The organism is Massilia sp. UYP11 (assembly GCF_050434805.1).
Classification (GTDB): domain Bacteria; phylum Pseudomonadota; class Gammaproteobacteria; order Burkholderiales; family Burkholderiaceae_D; genus Telluria.
Window position 1 is genome coordinate 318406 of the sequence record NZ_JBNDJE010000004.1, and the last position, 14768, is coordinate 333173.

General features: G+C 66.9%; 14 protein-coding genes. 11 read left to right on the forward strand and 3 right to left on the reverse strand.

What is annotated here, in order from left to right:
- Positions 1-190: 190 nt before the first annotated feature.
- Together recX and recA are read right to left on the reverse strand one after the other, a co-directional pair.
- Positions 191-658, reverse strand: coding sequence for a recombination regulator RecX (gene recX / locus ABIB38_RS10255; RefSeq protein ID WP_429203653.1), 468 nt, complete (start codon positions 656-658; stop codon positions 191-193).
- A gap of 87 nt (positions 659-745) precedes the next feature.
- Positions 746-1822: a recombinase RecA gene (gene recA, locus ABIB38_RS10260; RefSeq protein ID WP_429203654.1), complete on the reverse strand. Its 1077-nt coding sequence runs from the start codon at positions 1820-1822 to the stop codon at positions 746-748.
- A 202-nt stretch (positions 1823-2024) separates the two neighbouring features.
- Here recA and ABIB38_RS10265 point away from each other — a divergent pair, with 202 nt between their 5' ends.
- The 5 genes from ABIB38_RS10265 to ABIB38_RS10285 all read left to right on the forward strand — a co-directional run bounded on the left by ABIB38_RS10265 (position 2025) and on the right by ABIB38_RS10285 (position 8868).
- On the forward strand, positions 2025-2786 hold the full coding sequence (locus tag ABIB38_RS10265) for a response regulator (RefSeq protein ID WP_429203655.1): 762 nt from the start codon (positions 2025-2027) through the stop codon (positions 2784-2786).
- Positions 2783-4372: a sensor histidine kinase N-terminal domain-containing protein gene (locus ABIB38_RS10270; protein ID WP_429203656.1), complete on the forward strand. Its 1590-nt coding sequence runs from the start codon at positions 2783-2785 to the stop codon at positions 4370-4372. The genes ABIB38_RS10265 and ABIB38_RS10270 overlap by 4 nt, the downstream gene beginning before the upstream one ends.
- Positions 4350-4676 (forward strand): DUF4212 domain-containing protein, encoded by a 327-nt coding sequence (locus tag ABIB38_RS10275; RefSeq protein ID WP_429203657.1) that lies wholly within the window; start codon positions 4350-4352, stop codon positions 4674-4676. Before ABIB38_RS10270 ends, ABIB38_RS10275 begins: the two co-directional genes overlap by 23 nt.
- Positions 4673-6721, forward strand: a complete 2049-nt coding sequence (locus ABIB38_RS10280; protein WP_429203658.1) for a sodium:solute symporter family protein — start codon at positions 4673-4675, stop codon at positions 6719-6721. The genes ABIB38_RS10275 and ABIB38_RS10280 overlap by 4 nt, the downstream gene beginning before the upstream one ends.
- 125 nt (positions 6722-6846) lie before the next feature.
- Positions 6847-8868 (forward strand): alpha/beta hydrolase family protein, encoded by a 2022-nt coding sequence (locus tag ABIB38_RS10285; RefSeq protein WP_429203659.1) that lies wholly within the window; start codon positions 6847-6849, stop codon positions 8866-8868.
- Positions 8869-9005: 137 nt separating this feature from the next.
- Here ABIB38_RS10285 and purM read toward each other — a convergent pair whose 3' ends face one another.
- Positions 9006-10049, reverse strand: coding sequence for a phosphoribosylformylglycinamidine cyclo-ligase (purM, locus tag ABIB38_RS10290; protein ID WP_429203660.1), 1044 nt, complete (start codon positions 10047-10049; stop codon positions 9006-9008).
- A gap of 181 nt (positions 10050-10230) precedes the next feature.
- On the opposite strand from purM, the gene hda reads away from it, so the two are divergent.
- The 6 genes from hda (at position 10231) to panB (ending at position 14762) form a co-directional block, all read left to right on the forward strand.
- Positions 10231-10914, forward strand: a complete 684-nt coding sequence (hda, locus tag ABIB38_RS10295; RefSeq protein ID WP_429203661.1) for a DnaA regulatory inactivator Hda — start codon at positions 10231-10233, stop codon at positions 10912-10914.
- On the forward strand, positions 10911-11585 hold the full coding sequence (locus ABIB38_RS10300) for an HAD family hydrolase (protein ID WP_429203662.1): 675 nt from the start codon (positions 10911-10913) through the stop codon (positions 11583-11585). Before hda ends, ABIB38_RS10300 begins: the two co-directional genes overlap by 4 nt.
- Positions 11578-12978 (forward strand): polynucleotide adenylyltransferase PcnB, encoded by a 1401-nt coding sequence (gene pcnB / locus ABIB38_RS10305; RefSeq protein WP_429203663.1) that lies wholly within the window; start codon positions 11578-11580, stop codon positions 12976-12978. Before ABIB38_RS10300 ends, pcnB begins: the two co-directional genes overlap by 8 nt.
- Positions 12975-13448: a 2-amino-4-hydroxy-6-hydroxymethyldihydropteridine diphosphokinase gene (gene folK / locus ABIB38_RS10310; protein ID WP_429203664.1), complete on the forward strand. Its 474-nt coding sequence runs from the start codon at positions 12975-12977 to the stop codon at positions 13446-13448. The genes pcnB and folK overlap by 4 nt, the downstream gene beginning before the upstream one ends.
- 12 nt (positions 13449-13460) lie before the next feature.
- Positions 13461-13808 (forward strand): DMT family protein, encoded by a 348-nt coding sequence (locus tag ABIB38_RS10315; RefSeq protein ID WP_429203665.1) that lies wholly within the window; start codon positions 13461-13463, stop codon positions 13806-13808.
- Between the two features lie 87 nt (positions 13809-13895).
- A complete protein-coding gene (panB, locus tag ABIB38_RS10320) occupies positions 13896-14762 on the forward strand; it encodes a 3-methyl-2-oxobutanoate hydroxymethyltransferase (RefSeq protein ID WP_429203666.1) in 867 nt (288 codons plus the stop codon).
- Positions 14763-14768: the final 6 nt, after the last annotated feature.

Below are 14768 nucleotides of genomic sequence, written 5' to 3' on the forward strand. Positions count from 1 at the left end.
TTGCCGCCCCATTCACGGCGTGAATGAAAGATATGTCGTTAGGATAGGATCAGCCGCTGGCCGGATGACCAGACGACAAAAAGCGCCAGCGTGCAGCGCCATCACCCGTTGAGGAATATGCTTTTAAGCATATCGGGAATGGCGCTCCACGCTGGCGCCTAGAGCGATCATGCCGATGGACCGACATCCATCAGCTTCCATCGAATTCATCGTCCGCAGGGCTACCCTGCATCGCCACCCGCGCCGCACGCTGGGAAAAGCCGCGCTGCAACAAGAAGCGCATCTGCTTGGCGCGCATCGCCGCGTCGGTGGCGACGGCGCCGAACTTGCGCTGCCAGACTTCGGTGGCGCGCGCGGTCTCGCTGTCGGACAGCCCGGCCTTGATCTCGACCAGCGCATCGCCGGTGACGCCATGGCTTTGCAGCTCCGCCACCACGCGGCTGTTGCCGTAGCGGCTGGCCTTACGGTTGATCAGGGACTCGGCGAAACGTTCCTGCGACAGCCAGTTATTCTTTTCAAGAAAATCCAGCAGGGCGTCGACGTCTTCGTCTTCCTGGGCATACTTGGCCAGCTTGCGCCGCAACTCGAACCGGCTGTGCTCGCGCTGCGACAGGTAACGCAGCGCGCGCCCCTTGAGGCTCAGTACCGGCGCTGGCATCGGGACACCCTCATCGACAACATGGCGTGGGCGGACGTGGAGCAGACACCCAAGGCGCCAGCCTGCCACGCCGCCCTCGCCAGGCGATTACTCACCGACTGCCTGCAGCTTCGGCTTGTCGTCGCCACCGGCTGCCGCCGGCGGCAGTTCGCGCACGCCCAGGGCGGCACGGACCTTGTTCTCGATCTCACGCGCCAGGGCTGGGCGATCCACCAGGAACTGACGGGCATTGTCCTTGCCCTGGCCGATGCGCTCGCCGTTATAGCTGTACCACGAGCCCGACTTCTCGACGATCTTGTTGTCGGCGCCCAGGTCCAGGATTTCGCCTTCGCGCGAGGTGCCTGCTCCGTACAGGATGTCGAAGTGGGCTTCCTTGAACGGCGGCGCGATCTTGTTCTTGACGACCTTGACCTTGGTTTCGTTACCGATCACTTCGTCGCCCGACTTGATCGAACCGGTGCGACGGATGTCCAGGCGCACGGAGGCGTAGAACTTCAGTGCGTTACCGCCGGTGGTGGTCTCCGGGCTGCCGAACATGACGCCGATCTTCATGCGGATCTGGTTAATGAAGATCACCAGCGTGTTGGTGCGGTTGATCGAACCGGTCAGCTTGCGCAGCGCTTGCGACATCAGGCGCGCCTGCAGGCCCGGCAGCGAATCGCCCATGTCGCCTTCGATCTCGGCGCGCGGGGTCAGTGCCGCCACCGAGTCGATGACCACCAGGTCGACGCTGCCCGAGCGCACCAGCGCGTCGGTGATTTCGAGCGCCTGTTCGCCGGTATCCGGCTGCGAGATCAGCAGCTCGCTCAGGTTGATGCCCAGTTTTTGGGCATAGGTCACGTCAAGCGCGTGCTCGGCGTCGATGAAGGCGCAGGTGCCACCCAGCTTTTGCATCTGGGCGATGGTTTGCAGGGTCAGGGTGGTTTTACCCGACGATTCCGGACCGTAGATCTCGACGATACGGCCGCGCGGCAGGCCGCCGACGCCCAGGGCGATGTCGAGGCCCAGCGAGCCCGTGGAAACAGTCTGCACTTCCTCGACCGGCGCGTTGGCGTCCATGCGCATGACCGAGCCCTTGCCGAACTGCTTTTCGATCTGCGCCAGGGCGGCTGCCAGCGCTTTGCCTTTTTCAGAGGCGTTCAATGCGGTTTTTTTGTCGTCCATGGTGTACTTTCAATCGTGGAGTAGGCAAGGTGTGGGCGCGCACGCGCACTTCAAGAGCCACTACTGTATAAAAATCCAGTGGTTTTTGCAAGCACTAAAACGTGGTCGTCTTGCCAATAAAATGATCAAGGCTCGCATTGTTGTGACAAATCAAACACAATACGGGCCTGAGTTTGTCTAACGCGATAACCGAGGTGTCCCCATGCGAATTCTGCTCGCCGAAGATGATAGCGTACTTGCCGATGGGCTGACGCGATCCCTGCGCCAGTCCGGCTACGCCATCGATTACGTCAAGAACGGGCAGGATGCCGATACCGCCCTTTCCACCCAAGAATTCGACCTGCTCATCCTCGACCTCGGCCTGCCGAAGATGTCGGGACTCGAAGTGCTGCGCCGCCTGCGCGCCCGCGCCTCGCTGCTGCCGGTTCTGATCCTCACCGCCGCCGATTCCGTCGAGCAGCGGGTGGAAGGCCTCGACCTGGGCGCCGACGACTACATGGCCAAGCCGTTCGCCCTGTCCGAACTCGAGGCGCGGGTGCGCGCCCTCACCCGCCGCGGCGCCGGCGGCGGCCCGACCGTGGTGCGCCACGGCCCGCTGGTCTACGACCAGGTGGGCCGCAGCGCCTACATCAACGACCAGATGCTCGACCTGTCGGCGCGCGAGCTGGGCCTGCTCGAGGTGCTGCTGGCGCGCACCGGCCGCCTGGTATCCAAAGAACAATTGGTTGACCATTTGTGCGAATGGGGCGAAGAAGTCTCGAACAACGCGATCGAGGTGTACGTGCACCGCCTGCGCAAGAAGATCGAAGTCGGCGGCGTGCGCATCGCCACCGTGCGCGGCCTTGGCTACTGCCTCGAGAAATTCTCCGAGGCCGCCGCCGCCGCGCCTTCGGCGGAACGCGCCGCCGCAACGCCAACGGCCACGCCAACGGCAACGGCAACGGCAACCGTCGCCGACAGGTGAACGAACGCGACGCCGATTTCACGGCCGGGCCGGCACAAGGCCCGGCATACGGGGCGGCTTCCGCCCCGGCCGCGGCGGCCGAGCCGACCTACGTCCCGCCGAATCCCGAGCCCGACGAAAACATCCGGCACTCGCTGTTCGGCGAGATCCTCGACTGGATGCTGGCCCCGCTCCTGCTGCTGTGGCCGATGAGCATCGCCATCACCTATCTGGTCGCCAAGTCGATCGCCAACCAGCCCTTCGACGACGCACTCGAAGACCGGGTCACGGTGCTGGGCCAGCAGATCCGCAGCGTGGGCGGCAAGGCCGCCGGCCAGCTGCATCCGTCCGGCCGCGACATCCTGCGCGCCGACGACGTCGACAGCGTCTATTACCTGCTGGCCGGACCCGACGGCGAGCTGCTGGACGGCGACCGCGACCTGCCGCGTCCGCGGATGGACGCGGCCGACGAGCATGCGCGCGCCGGCGCCGTCGAGTTCCGCAACGACAGCATCCACGGCACCCCGATCCGGGTCGCCTACACCTACGTCAACCTCGACCCATTGCATGAACGTTCCCTGCAGCCGCCGCTCGAACCGCCGCTGGCCCTGGTGCAGGTGGCCGAGACGCTCGATAAACGGGCGCACCTGGCCGGCGAGATCATCAAGGGCGTGATCCTGCCCCAGTTCATCATCCTGCCGGTGATCCTGGCCCTGGTGTGGTTCGCGCTGTCGCGCGGCCTGACCCCGCTGGCCGAGCTGCAGCAGCGCATCCGCGCGCGGCCCCAGGACGACCTGTCGCCGATCGATCCGCGCCAGGTGCCCGAAGAAATCTCGCCGCTGGTCGGCTCCTTCAACGACATGCTCGAGCGCCTGGGCGAATCGATGGCGATGCAGAAGCGCTTCATCGCCGACGCCGCGCACCAGATGAAGACCCCGCTGGCCGGCATGCGCATGCAGTCCGAGCTGGCCCTGCGCCAGCTCGATCCGGCCGAGATCCACCGCTCGCTGGAACAGCTGGCCAAGAGTTCGGAATCGGCCACGCGCCTGGTGAACCAGTTGCTGGCGCTGGCGCGCGCCGAGAACCAGCCGCAGGCCGGCCTGGCCTTCGCCGAGATCGACCTGCCGCGCCTGGCCCGCGAGACGGTGCAGGACTGGGTGCAAGCCTCGTTCGCGGGCGAGATCGACCTGGGCTTCGAGCCGCCGGCCGCCGGCGACGGCCCGGTCGTCATCGCCGGCCAGCCGCTGATGCTGCGCGAACTGCTGTCGAACCTGATCGACAATGCGCTGCGCTACACGCCGGCCGGCGGCAGCGTCACGGTGCGCGTGCGGCGCGACGGCGAGCGGGCGCTGCTCGAGGTCGAGGACACCGGCCCCGGCATCGCCCCCAATGAGCGCGAGCGCGTGTTCGAGCGCTTCTACCGCATCCTGGGCAGCAATACCCAGGGCAGCGGCCTGGGCCTGGCGATCGTGCGCGAAATCGCGCAGCAGCACGGCGCCGAGATCGACATCTTCAACAACCCGCGCAGCCAGTCCCGGCGCTTCCCGGGCAGCCTGTTCCGCCTGACCTTCCCTCCCCCGCTCCATGAACCCGATGCCGCCCCTTGACCCCCACCATGACGCCGCGGCGCGGCGCCGCGCCGTGCACTGGGAACGCACCCGCAGGATGACCCTGCTGCTGCTGGCGCTGTGGCTGGCGACCAGCTTCGGCACCGTGTTCTTCGCGCGCGAGCTGGCGCGCTTCGAGGTGTTCGGCTGGCCGCTGTCGTTCTACATGGCGGCGCAGGGCGCGTCGCTGGTGTCGCTGGCCATCATCGGCTTTTATGCCTGGCGCATGCGCCGGCTGGACCGCGACGCCGCGGCCAATACTGCGGCCAATACCGCGGCCGACGCCGGGGATGGGCCACGATGAGCGGCAAGCCACCCTATTTCAGCAAGCTGGCGCGCTACTACCTGTGGTACACCGGCAGCTTCGCGCTGTTCCTGGTCGCCGTCGCCCTGCTCGAGCAGGAAGGCATGCCGCGCCTGTGGATCGGCCACCTGTTCATGTTCGCCACCATCGCCCTGTACGCGATCATCGGCGTGATCTGCCGCACCTCGAGCGTCACCGAATACTATGTCGCCGGGCGGCGCGTGCCGGCCATGTTCAACGGCATGGCCACCGCCGCCGACTGGATCTCGGCGGCCAGCTTCATCAGCCTGGCCGGCGGCCTTTATCTGCAGGGCTTCGACGGCCTGGCCTTCATCATGGGCTGGACCGGCGGCTTCGTGCTGGTCGCGCTGCTGATCGCGCCCTACCTGCGCAAGTTTGCGCAGTACACCGTGCCCGACTTCCTGGCGGCGCGCTACGGCGGCGGCGCCGGCGGGCGCGGCGGTCCGGTGCGCGCGGTCGCGGTCGGCGCCACCATCCTGGTCTCGTTCACCTACGTGGTGGCGCAGATCTATGCGGTCGGCCTGATCGCCTCGCGCTTCACCGGGGTCGACTTCTCGGTCGGGATCTTCCTGGGCCTGGCGAGCATCCTCGTGTGCTCGTTCCTGGGCGGGATGCGCGCCATCACCTGGACCCAGGTGGCGCAGTACATCATCCTGCTGGTGGCCTTTTTGATTCCGACCATGTGGCTGTCGGCCAAGCATGCCGACAACCCGATTCCCGCGGTGGCCTATGGCTCGCTGCTGCCCAAGCTGAGCGCGCGCGAAGCCGAGCTGGCGCGCGACCCGCGCGAGGAGCAGGTGCGCGCCGAGTTCCGCCGCCGGGCCGACGAATACGCGGCGCGGCTGGGCGCGCTGCCCGAATCGTGGGAGACGGGCAAGCTGGAGGCCCAGCGCCAGCTGGCGGCGGCGCGCGCGCGCAATGCCTCGCTCAGCGAGGTGCGCCAGGCCGAGCGCGCGCTGGCCACCTACCCCAATTCGGTGGAAGAGGCGCGCTCGCAATGGAGCGAGCGGCGCGACGCCAACCTGGCGCGCGCCCGGCCGCCCGAGCCGCACGCCGAACCCTTCCCCGGCGCCACGCAGGAAGAGTCGGACGGGCGCCGCAACAACTTCCTGGCGGTGGTGTTCTGCCTGATGTTCGGCACCGCGGCGCTGCCCCACATCCTGATGCGGGCCTACACCACGCCGTCGGTCAACGACACCCGGGTCTCGGTGTTCTGGACCCTGTTCTTCATCCTGCTGGTGTACCTGACGATTCCGGCGCTGGCGGTGCTGGCCAAGTACGATATCTATACCTCGCTGGTGGGGAGCGATTTCTCGGCGCTGCCCACCTGGATCTCGTACTGGGCCAACGTGGACAAGGCCAATCCCCTGGTGAGCGTGGCCGACATCAACGGCGACGGCATCGTGCAGCTGGCCGAATTCGCGATCGACGCCGACGTGCTGGTGCTGGCCACGCCCGAGATCGGCGGCCTGCCCTACGTGATCGCGGGCCTGGTCGCGGCCGGCGGCCTGGCGGCGGCGCTGTCGACCGCCGACGGCCTGCTGCTGGCGATTTCCAATGCGCTCTCGCACGACGTCTACTACAAGATGGTCAATCCGGGCGCCTCGACCCAGAAGCGGGTGACGATTTCCAAGCTGCTGCTGCTGGCGGTGGCCTTCATCGCCGCCTACGTGGCCTCGCAAAAGCCGGCCGACATCCTCTCGCTGGTAGCGGCGGCGTTCTCCCTGGCTGGCTCCACCTTGTTCCCCGTGCTGGTGCTGGGCGTATTCTGGAAGCGCGCCAACCACCAGGGGGCGATCGCCGGCATGCTCGCCGGCTTCGCGGTCTGCCTGTATTACATGCTGCGCGCCAGCCCGGCGCTGGGCGGCAGCCTGGATGCCGCCTGGTTCGGCATCCTGCCGGCGGCGGCCGGCGTGTTCGGAGTGCCGGCCGGGATGCTCACGGTCGTGGCGGTGAGCCTGCTCACCGCGCCGCCCAGCCGCGGCAGCGAAGGCATGGTCGACTACATCCGGGCGCCGGAGTAGCCGGGCGTGGGTGGAGCAGCCGGCTGCCTCCCGTGAAAATTGATGAGATTTCCGACGTTCGATGAGTGTTAGGCTCTGTCTCGCCGACGCCGGCAATCTAACAACGATCTCTTCACGGAAAATCCATGCACGTTCTTACCCGCGCCGGACACGCCGCGCTTGCCGCATTGGTCCTGTGCTGCGCGCCGGCCGCCCTGGCCCAGACGCCGGCCCCCACCGCGCCACCGCCGATCTCCGCCTTCTTCGCCAACGCCGCCTTCGGCGGCGCCAAGCTGTCGCCCGACGCCCGTCACCTGGCGGCGCGCTCCAGTGCCAAGGGCCAGCGCGATTTCCTGGTGGTGGTCGACCTGCAGAACAACAGCGGCAAGATCGTGGCCTCGTACAACGACGCCGACGTCGGCGATTTCGAATGGGTCAACAACGAGCGCCTGATCTTCAATACCCGCGACCGCAGCGCCGGCCTGGGCGACACCAGCAAGGCGCCCGGGCTATATGCGGTGGACCGCGACGGCGCGCAATTCATGCAACTGGCCGAGCGCACCGGCGGCGGCATGGTCACCGGCGGCCCCAAGGGCCGGCGTCTGCTGCCCTGGCATACCTTCATGCTGGGCCAGCCCGGGGCCCAGGATTCGGACCACGTCTACGTCTCCAGCCCGGTCCTGGACACGAAGCGCGAAGTCCGTTACGTCAACCTGCTGCGCCTGAATACCCGCACCGGTTCGACCCAGGCCGTGCCGCGTCCGGGCAATGCGAAAGGCTGGCTGCTCGACCACCAGGGCGAGCCGCGTCTTGCCAACACCAGCGAGGACGGCCGCATCACCCTGCATTACCGCGAGCCCGGCGACGGCAGCTGGCGCGTGCTGGCCAGCTACGCGAGCTTCGGCGACGGCCAGAATGCCCTGCAGCCGGTCGGCTTCGGCCCGGACGGCACGCTGTACGTGCTGGCGCGCGGCGGCACGAAGTTCACCTCGCTGTACGCCTACGACGTGGCCACCGGCAAGCTCGGCGCCGAGCCGCTGCTGAGCGCTGCCGGCTACGACATCGACGGCAGCCTGGTGGCGAACCGCGACAAGATCCTGGGCATGCGGCTGCGTACCGACGCGGTCTCGAACGAATGGTTCGATCCCGGCATGAAGACCCTGCAGGCGGCCGTCGACAAGACGATGCCGGCCACCGTCAACGTCTTGTCGATGCCGGCCCAGTCCGATTCACCGTGGGCGCTGGTGACCTCGTATTCGGACCGGATCCCGCCTGTCTACAGCCTGTACAACCGCCAGACCGGACAAGTGAACAAGGTCGCTGACACCCGCCCCGACATCGTTCCCGCGCAGATGGGCCGTCAGGAATTCGTGCGCTACAAGGCGCGCGACGGACTCGAGATTCCCGCGCTGCTGACCCTGCCCGCAGGCGCCAAGCGGGGCGGCCTGCCGCTGGTGGTGCTGGTGCACGGCGGCCCCTATGTGCGCGGCAACTCGTGGGGCTGGGATGCGCAATCGCAGTTCCTGGCCTCGCGCGGTTACGCGGTGCTGGAACCCGAGTTCCGCGGCAGCACGGGGTTCGGCGACCACCACTTCCAGGCCGGCCTCAAACAGTGGGGACTCAAGATGCAGGACGATCTCGCGGACGGCGCGCGCTGGGCGATCGCCAAGGGCATCGTCGATCCGCAGCGCATCTGCATCGCCGGCCCCAGCTACGGCGGCTATGCCACCCTGATGGGCCTGGTCAACGATCCCGATCTGTACAAGTGCGGCATCAACTGGGTCGGCGTCACCGACCTGGGACTCCTGTTCGACAATGGCTGGATATTTTCCTCGGATGCGACCGACGAACTGAAGGCCTACAGCCTGCCGCAGATGCTGGGCGACCCGGTCAAGGACGCGGAGCGCTTCAAGGCGACTTCGCCGATCCGGCAGGCGGCGCGCATCACCCAGCCATTGCTGCTGGCCTATGGCGGCGTGGACGAGCGGGTGCCGATCAACCATGGCACCCAGTTGCGCGACGCGGTCATGCGCACCAACCGGCAGGTCGAATGGGTCCATTATCCCGAAGAAGGCCACGGCTGGGCGCTGGAAAAGAACCGCATCGATTTCTATACCCGTGTCGAGAAATTCCTCGACCGCCATATCGGCAGCGGCGCCGCGCGCTGACGGCTGGCGCAGCGCCAGGGCAGAATGAACGACGGGGCGCAAGAAGCGCCCCGTCGTTCATCCTGCCGGCTCATTCTGCCTGCTTCATTCAGCCTGATTCATTCTGCCGGCTTCATCCAACCTGATCCTGGATGCTGTTACAGGACGACGGTCTGCGCCTGGCCTTCTTCGCGGGTGCGGATCTCGCCGATGCGGTACACGGTCTCGCCGGCCGCTTCCAGCTGGGCAAAAGCGGCGTCCGCGTTCTCTTTCGAGACGATCACGGTCATGCCGATGCCGCAGTTGAACACGCGGTGCATCTCGGCATCAAGCACGCCGCCGTGCTGCTGCAGCCACTGGAACAGCGGCGGCATGGTCCACGACTTGGCGTCCAGCACCGCGGTGAGGTTGTCCTGCAGCACGCGCGGGATGTTCTCGACCAGGCCGCCGCCGGTGATGTGCACCAGGCCCTTCACTTCCATCGAGGCCATCAGGGCCAGCAGCGGCTTGACGTAGAGGCGGGTCGGCGCCATCAGCACGTCGGCCAGCTTGCGGCCATGGAAGTCCGCCTCGAGGTCGGGCTTGGCCACCTGAATGATCTTGCGCACCAGCGAGTAGCCGTTCGAGTGGATGCCCGACGAGGCCAGGCCCAGCACCACGTCGCCCGGGACGATTTTGCTGCCGTCGATGATCTGCGATTTTTCGACCGCGCCGACGGCGAAGCCGGCCAGGTCGTATTCGCCGTCCGGGTACATGCCCGGCATTTCGGCGGTTTCGCCGCCCAGCAGGGCGCAGCCCGATTCTTCGCAGCCCTGGGCGATGCCCTTGACCACGGCGGTGGCGGTCGCCACGTCCAGCTTGCCGCAAGCAAAGTAATCGAGGAAGAACAGCGGCTCGGCGCCCTGCACCAGGATGTCGTTGACGCTCATGGCGACCAGGTCGATGCCGACGGTGTCGTGGCGGTTCAGCTCGAACGCCAGCTTGAGCTTGGTGCCCACGCCGTCGGTGCCCGAGACCAGGACCGGTTCCTTGAACTTCTTGCTGATCTCAAACAGACCGCCGAAGCCGCCGATCCCGCCCAGCACGCCTTCGCGCATGGTGCGCTTGGCGAAAGGCTTGATCGCTTCGACCAGGGCGTCGCCGGCATCGATATCGACACCCGCGTCGCGGTAAGAGAGAGAAACATTAGATGGTTGGCTCATGGTATTTGGCAGCGGAGGCGGTAAAATAGGAGGCGACCGGCAAAAAACTGGTCAATCCACTATTTTAGCAAAACGGCTCTCCCCATAACCGTTTGACGAACTAATTTGATTAACAGCGCAGCGGACATCACCTTACTGGCATGCCATTTTCCCTTACCGCGGGCATGAACCGACGAACGCCATGAAACAGCTGGTGCTCGATTTAGGCGCCGAGCCGGCGCACAGCCTCGACACCTTCCAGGTGGGGGAAAATGCCGAACTGGCGCACCTGATGCACCTGTTCGCCGAGCGCGTCTCGCGCGAGCATTTCGCCTATCTGTGGGGCGACACCGGCGCCGGCAAGACCCACCTGCTGCAGGCGCTGGCGGCCAGTCCCGCTTCGCGCTACATCGCGGCCGACGCGGCTGCCGGGCAGTTCGTGCACGCGCCCGACGTCACCCTGTACCTGCTGGACGATTGCGACCGCCTCAGCCCGCGCCGCCAGATCGATGCCTTCGCCCTGTTCAACCAGATCCGCGAGCACGGCGCCTACATGGTCTGCACCGGTCCGGTGCCGCCGGCCGTGCTGCAGGTGCGCGAAGACCTGCGCACCCGCATGGGCTGGGGCCTGGTGTACCAGATCCACGGCCTGTCGGACGACCAGAAGATCGCAGCGCTGACGCATGCCGCCGAGGCGCGCGGTTTGACCTTGTCGGCCAGCGTGTTACCCTATTTGTTGTCTCATTTCAAACGCGACATGCGTTCCCTGTCGACAATGCTGGACGCGCTGGACCAGTATTCGCTCGAAACCCAGCGCCCGGTCACGCTGCCCCTGCTGCGCGACCTGCTGTTGCAAGAGAACCTGCCGCTTGAACCCAAAGAATGAAAAACCTTGCCCTGTTTGACCTCGACCATACCCTGTTGCCGCTCGATTCGGACCACGAATGGGGCGAATTTCTGGCGCGGGTCGGCGCGGTCGACGGCGATGCCTACCGCGCCCGCAACGACGCCTTCTTCGCCCAGTACAACGCCGGCGTGCTCGATCCGGTCGAATACCTCGAGTTCGCGCTCGGCACCCTGGCGGGCTTTCCGCGCCTGGAGCTCGAGGCTTTGCATGCGCGCTACATGCGCGAAGTGATCGCGCCGGCGATCAAGCCGCAAGCCGTCAAGCTGGTGCGCGAGCACCAGGCCGCCGGCGACCTGGTGGCGATCATCACCGCCACCAACCACTACATCACGGCGCCGATCGCGGCCGCCTTCGGGGTCGAGCACCATATCGCGGCCATGCCCGAGCGCGACGCCGCCGGCAATCTCACCGGCCGCCTGGCCGGCACCCCGACCTCGGGCCCCGGCAAGATCACGCACATGCACGCCTGGCTCGAACGCCTGGGGCAGCCGTTCGGCAGCTTCGGCCGCAGCCATTTCTACAGCGATTCGCACAACGACATTCCGCTGCTGTCCATCGTCTCCCATCCGGTCGCGACCAATCCGAGCGCCGCGCTCGCGAGCCACGCGCAGCAACAGGGCTGGCCAACCATCCATCTATTCAATGATTAAAAAATTCATCCGTAAAATCCTGGGTGTGAAAGACCAGCGCGACGCAACCGAACCGACCATCCTCGGCCCGGCCGAACACGGCATCGACCCCAAGAACGTCTCATCCAACGCGATCCGCGTCACCCAAGCGCTGCAGGAGGCCGGCTTCAAGGCCTTCGTCGTCGGCGGCGCCGTGCGCGACCTGCTGCTGGGCGTGAAGCCCAAGGACTTCGACATCGCCACCGACGCCACGCCCGAGCAGGTGAAAAAGCTGTTCCGGCGCGCCTTCATCATCGGCCGCCGCTTCCAGATCGTGCACGTGATGTTCGGCCAGGACCTGCTGGAGGTGACCACCTTCCGCGGCAACGGCAGCGACAACGCGCCGAAGGACGAACACGGCCGCGTCCTGCGCGACAACAGCTTCGGTCCACAACATGAAGACGCGGCGCGACGCGACTTCACGATCAATGCGATGTACTACGATCCGGCCACCCAATCGGTGCTCGATTACCACGGCGGCATCGAGGACATCCGCGCCAAGACCTTGCGCATCATCGGCATGCCCGAGGCGCGCTACCGCGAAGACCCGGTGCGCATGCTGCGCGTGGTGCGCTTTGCGGCCAAGCTGGGCTTCACGATCGAGCCGACCACGCGCGCGCCGATCCCCGTCATGGCCCCGCTGATCGACAACGTGCCGGCGGCGCGCGTGTTCGACGAAATGCTCAAGCTCCTGCTGTCGGGCCACGCGCTGGCCTGCCTCAAGGAGCTGCGCTCGGCCGGCCTGCACCATGGCCTGCTGCCGCTGCTGGACGTGGTGCTCGAGCAGCCGATCGGCATGAAGTTCGTGACCCTGGCGCTGGACTCCACCGATGCGCGCGTCAAGGCCGGCAAGGGCGTCTCGCCGGGCTTCCTGTTCGCGTCGCTGCTGTGGCACCAGGTGCTGGAAAAATGGACCGCCTACCGCGCCGCCGGCGAGGCGCCGATTCCCGCGCTGCACCTGGCGGCCGACGCCGTGCTGGAAACGCAAACCGAGAACCTGGCCCTGCAGCGCCGCATCGCCACCGACATGCGCGACATCTGGGCCATGCAGCCGCGCTTCGAGCGCCGCGCCGGCCGCGCGCCGTACAAGCTGCTGGAACACCCGCGCTTTCGCGCCGGCTACGACTTTTTGCTGCTGCGCTGCCAGTCGGGCGAACTGCCGGCCGAAGTGGGCGAATGGTGGACCGAGTTCTATGCGGCCGAAGGCGGCGACCGCGAGCGCCTGGTGGCGGCGGCCAGCACGCGCGAGCGCGACGGCGGCGCCAATGGCGGCGCGGCCAAGAAACGCCGCCCGCGCCGCGGCCCGCGCAAGAATAGTGGCGAAGGCGAAGGCGGCGCGCCAGCGGCGCCGGCCCGGGCCGGATCCGAAGAATGAAGGCCTGGGTCGGGGTCGGCGCCAACCTGGGCGACGCGCAGGCGAACGTGCTGGACGCGCTGGCGCGCCTCGCGCGCCTGGGTGGCAGCACCCTGCTGCACACCTCGAGCCTGTACCGCACCGCCCCGGTCGATTCCAGCGGCGACGACTACGTCAATGCCGTGGCCTGCCTCGACACCACGCTGGCCCCGCACGACCTGCTGGCCGCGCTGCAGGACATCGAGCAGGCCCATGGCCGTGAGCGGCCCTACCGCAACGCGCCGCGCACGCTCGACCTCGACCTGCTGCTGTACGGCGACGAGGTGATCGCCAGCCCCAGCTTGAGCGTGCCGCATCCGCGCATGCATGAACGCGCCTTCGTGCTGCAGCCGCTGCTCGAGATCGCCCCCGACATCGACATTCCCGGCCACGGCCCGGCGCGCAATTTCGCGGCGCTGGTGGCCGGCCAGACCATCGCGAAGATCGCGTAGGAAGCCCATGCCATGAACCTGCCCGTCTGGGCCCAGACCACGGGCCTCCTGATCCTGTCGAACGTCTTCATGACCTTCGCCTGGTACGGCCACCTGAAAGGCCTGCAGCACCGCGCCTGGTACGTGGCGGCGCTGATCAGCTGGGGCATCGCGCTGTTCGAATACCTGCTGCAGGTGCCGGCCAACCGCATCGGCCACACCCAGTTCTCGCTGGCGCAGCTGAAAATCATGCAAGAGGCGATCACCTTGAGCGTGTTCGTGCCGTTCGCGATGTTCTACATGAACGAACCGTTCAAGCTGGACTACATCTGGGCAGGCCTGTGCCTGGTCGGCGCCGTGTATTTCATCTTCCGCTCCTGAGGGCTTGATCGCCCCCGCGCCTGCAGGTTCGCGGGCGCCGCATTACACTACGCGAATCTGGACGTTCCAGTTTTACAAAGGATTTGTATGAGCTCATATTTGCAGGGTAACGATATGGCCGCGACCGGCGCCGCTACGGTGCCGACGCCGGTGCCCGCGGTGGCGAAGGCCGTGACCGTTCCCGCGCTGCTCGCCAAGCGCGCAGCCGGCGACAGGATCGCGATGCTGACTTGCTACGACGCCAGCTTCGCCTCGCTGATGGACCGCTGCGGCGTCGAGATCCTCCTGATCGGCGATTCGCTGGGCATGGTCTGCGCCGGCCACGACTCGACCCTGCCGGTGACGGTGGCCGACATGGTCTATCACACCGCCTCGGTCGCGCGCGGCAACAAGAATGCGCTGGTACTGGCCGACATGCCCTTCGGCAGCTACGGCAACCCGCAGCAGGCCTACGACAGCGCGGTGCAGCTGATGCGCGCCGGCGCCCACATGGTCAAGATCGAGGGCGGCGCCTGGCTGGCCGACACCGTGCGCCTGCTGGTCGAGCGCGGCATTCCGGTGTGCGCGCACATCGGCCTGACCCCGCAGTTCGTGCACCAGCTGGGTGGCTTCAAGGTGCAGGGCAAGACCGGCGAAGGCGCCGAGCGCCTCAAGAACGATGCGCTGGCGCTGCAAGCGGCCGGCGCCGCCGTGGTGCTGCTCGAGGCGGTGCCGGCGGCCCTGGGCCGCGAAGTCACCGATCTGCTGACGGTGCCGACCATCGGCATCGGCGCCGGCCCCGATTGCTCGGGCCAGGTGCTGGTGATGCACGACCTGCTGGGCGTGTTCCCGGGCCGCAAGGCGCGTTTCGTGAAGAACTTCATGGACGGCCAGACCAGCATCGACGCGGCCGTCATGGCCTATGTCGCGGCCGTGAAGGACGGCAGCTTCCCGGCGCCGGAGCACTGCTTCTAAGAGAAG

What these genes read in the sequence shown, in the direction of transcription:
- hda (WP_429203661.1), top strand. Translation starts at nt 10,231, where the DNA reads ATGAAACAGCTGGTGCTCGATTTAGGCGCCGAGCCGGCGCACAGCCTC.
- ABIB38_RS10315 (WP_429203665.1), top strand. Translation starts at nt 13,461, where the DNA reads ATGAACCTGCCCGTCTGGGCCCAGACCACGGGCCTCCTGATCCTGTCG.
- pcnB (WP_429203663.1), top strand. Translation starts at nt 11,578, where the DNA reads ATGATTAAAAAATTCATCCGTAAAATCCTGGGTGTGAAAGACCAGCGC.
- ABIB38_RS10275 (WP_429203657.1), top strand. Translation starts at nt 4,350, where the DNA reads ATGAACCCGATGCCGCCCCTTGACCCCCACCATGACGCCGCGGCGCGG.
- recX (WP_429203653.1), bottom strand. Translation starts at nt 658, where the DNA reads ATGCCAGCGCCGGTACTGAGCCTCAAGGGGCGCGCGCTGCGTTACCTG.
- panB (WP_429203666.1), top strand. Translation starts at nt 13,896, where the DNA reads ATGAGCTCATATTTGCAGGGTAACGATATGGCCGCGACCGGCGCCGCT.
- ABIB38_RS10300 (WP_429203662.1), top strand. Translation starts at nt 10,911, where the DNA reads ATGAAAAACCTTGCCCTGTTTGACCTCGACCATACCCTGTTGCCGCTC.
- purM (WP_429203660.1), bottom strand. Translation starts at nt 10,049, where the DNA reads ATGAGCCAACCATCTAATGTTTCTCTCTCTTACCGCGACGCGGGTGTC.
- folK (WP_429203664.1), top strand. Translation starts at nt 12,975, where the DNA reads ATGAAGGCCTGGGTCGGGGTCGGCGCCAACCTGGGCGACGCGCAGGCG.
- ABIB38_RS10285 (WP_429203659.1), top strand. Translation starts at nt 6,847, where the DNA reads ATGCACGTTCTTACCCGCGCCGGACACGCCGCGCTTGCCGCATTGGTC.
- ABIB38_RS10280 (WP_429203658.1), top strand. Translation starts at nt 4,673, where the DNA reads ATGAGCGGCAAGCCACCCTATTTCAGCAAGCTGGCGCGCTACTACCTG.
- recA (WP_429203654.1), bottom strand. Translation starts at nt 1,822, where the DNA reads ATGGACGACAAAAAAACCGCATTGAACGCCTCTGAAAAAGGCAAAGCG.
- ABIB38_RS10265 (WP_429203655.1), top strand. Translation starts at nt 2,025, where the DNA reads ATGCGAATTCTGCTCGCCGAAGATGATAGCGTACTTGCCGATGGGCTG.